The organism is Psychromonas hadalis ATCC BAA-638, from assembly GCF_000420245.1.
In the GTDB taxonomy this organism is placed as follows: Bacteria; Pseudomonadota; Gammaproteobacteria; order Enterobacterales; family Psychromonadaceae; genus Psychromonas; species Psychromonas hadalis.
In genome coordinates this window covers 1-2,218 of the sequence record NZ_ATUO01000286.1, presented here as the reverse complement: position 1 = coordinate 2,218, position 2,218 = coordinate 1, and the positions used below count along the sequence as shown (strand labels likewise).

2 protein-coding genes are annotated in these 2,218 nt (G+C 35.8%); one reads left to right on the top strand and one right to left on the bottom strand.

Going from position 1 to position 2,218, the window contains the following annotated elements; all coding sequences use genetic code 11:
• Nucleotides 1-483: 483 nt before the first annotated feature.
• Entirely contained in the window at nucleotides 484-1,053 is a 570-nt protein-coding gene (locus G322_RS0118840) for a class I SAM-dependent methyltransferase (protein WP_022943219.1), read from the top strand.
• A 120-nt stretch (nucleotides 1,054-1,173) separates the two neighbouring features.
• Here the strand turns inward: G322_RS0118840 and G322_RS0118835 are convergent, their stop codons facing one another.
• Nucleotides 1,174-2,073 carry a DUF3553 domain-containing protein gene (locus G322_RS0118835; RefSeq protein WP_022943218.1) on the bottom strand — a complete coding sequence of 300 codons (900 nt, stop codon included), beginning with the start codon at nucleotides 2,071-2,073 and terminating at the stop codon, nucleotides 1,174-1,176.
• Between the last annotated feature and the right edge of the window lie 145 nt (nucleotides 2,074-2,218).

Sequence of the window (2,218 nt, the reverse complement as noted above, 5' to 3'; positions counted from 1 at the left end):
TTCTTAATGGGTGATTTTAAATGTCTATTTTTAACTTTTTTCAATCTCTTTTATGCGCATATTTGATGATTGATACTCACGATAAACATCGTTGATCAACCACGTCAAGGTACCTGATAAAGATTCATCTGAACATAAATCAATCAGAATCTTTGTAAAGCCTTTCTGACCCAGTGGAAAAATAATGCCAAAATCGATTAATAAACCGCGCAGCTGGTTGCTTGTTGCAATGCGAGAGCTTATTTAATGGCTAAAAAAGAACAAAATAAGCGATTAATGATACTATTTCAGTTAACTCAGAAAATGCTCAAAAACAGCGGCTATTAAATGGCAGTGCCTAACCTCAAGGCAGGCTAGGGCCGAGAAAAGTAGTCAGTTAAAACACCTATTTTCTTATATTTTCTGGGAGAAAATGTAGGAGAAATCAGAGTAAAGAACATTGCCGATTAAGATAATCAGTCATCCCTATTATGGAATTTGCCTTTGTTAACATTTGAAGCTTTTCTAATTATATTTTTTACCCTAATGGCGCTAATCATCACCGTGTCGATTATTTATAACACCGTAAGATTGGGTATCTCACCGATGCCAAGTTCTCATAAAGCCTATCGGACGATGATGCAGTTAGCCGATGAAACAGACTCTGGCACCATCATTGATTTTGGTAGTGGTTGGGGAAACTTGGTCATACCTATTGCCAAACGATATCCACATCGGCAAATAATTGGTTATGAACTATCTTATCTGCCATGGCTAACATCGCGCTTACTTAAGCAGCTTTTAGGATTAAAAAACTTAACTGTACATCGACAAGACTTTTATCAGGCCGACTTATCTTCAGCATCGGTACTAGTGTGCTATTTATTCCCACAGGCGATGCAAAAAATTAGCGATAAACTACGGTTAGAGCAATCAAATGTTAACTTTCTTATCAGCAATAATTTTGCCCTACCCTCATGGCAACCTATTAAAACGATACAAGTCGATGATTTTTATAAATCCCCTGTTTATCTTTATAAAATTTCGAATAAAAGTGAAAATGAATATATTTAAACAGTGGCATTTCCAGATATCACCCCATTGCAAAAAAAGGAAGGATATCCCCATTATTCCGCTAATGATGCAAGACTAAAGTCCATTTAGCTTAGGGTTAGTCGAAGGAAAAAGGCAAGATTACACTCTCTGATCTTTTTTCAGCGGTCTTGCTTTTTTATCGCCTTTAATGGGGGCAATACAACTCATAAAAGACTGCACATCGGTCATATCTCGTGGTTTTAATGCTACTAATTCTGTGAATAGGTACTCAGAAAACTTTAACGTTGACTCATAGCTCAACCAATTAACTTGTGTTTTAAAGTTTATTTCAAAGCCACAGAGCTCTGAAGCATGTTGCGTTATGTTGGGTTTGATAAACAGGTAAGACTTAGGCTGCATAACAAAAAGGAAGTAAGACGCTATTGTCCACTTAGCGATATTAAGCTCTTGTAATACTTTACTAAAACTCACGAAACGCCCCTGAAGTGGCTCTTTACCATACAATAATTTATAAAGAGATAATGAGAATTTTTTCTGTGCATTTTCTTTTAAAAAGGCTTTTCTTAAATCTGTTTTTTCAACAGTAGAAATAAGTTTACTTGCATTCACCACCGCCAGTACATTTTTAATGATCTGTTGATAGTCAGATACAATAATGCAATCTATGATAAGTTCTTCATTTAACAGTTTTTGTGCTTGTTTGTGTGCTTTTTTATTGTTGTTAAGCAACTCTTTTTTTAAATTATTACCATAAAACCCCTCTGGGAAACGCGTTAAAAAGTAGGAGATTGATTGCTTTAAATTTTGGTATTTAAATTTCGATGCATACTTTTTATCTTTCAGGTTATCTAAAACAGGATGATGAGCATTTTCAAAACTTACATGCACAGGCTGAACATACTTTAAAGAGAGAACTTTTTCGCCCACACCCACAAAAAACACTTTAACACTGTCATTGTCACTATCTGCCAGTACTTGCCCAAGCCCCCAATCTTCAAGCTTTGGATGCCTAACTCGTTCACCCTTTTTATACTCCACGCTCGAACTCCTATTACTAACTGATGTTACGCAGTTGAGGCTTGCTCTAAGTGCAAAGCCTCAATTGCTGCTTTTTGTGCTTTGATATAAAGTTTCATTTTTAAACCGAATGTCGTTAGCCCTTTTTTTATACTCAAGCACTCTA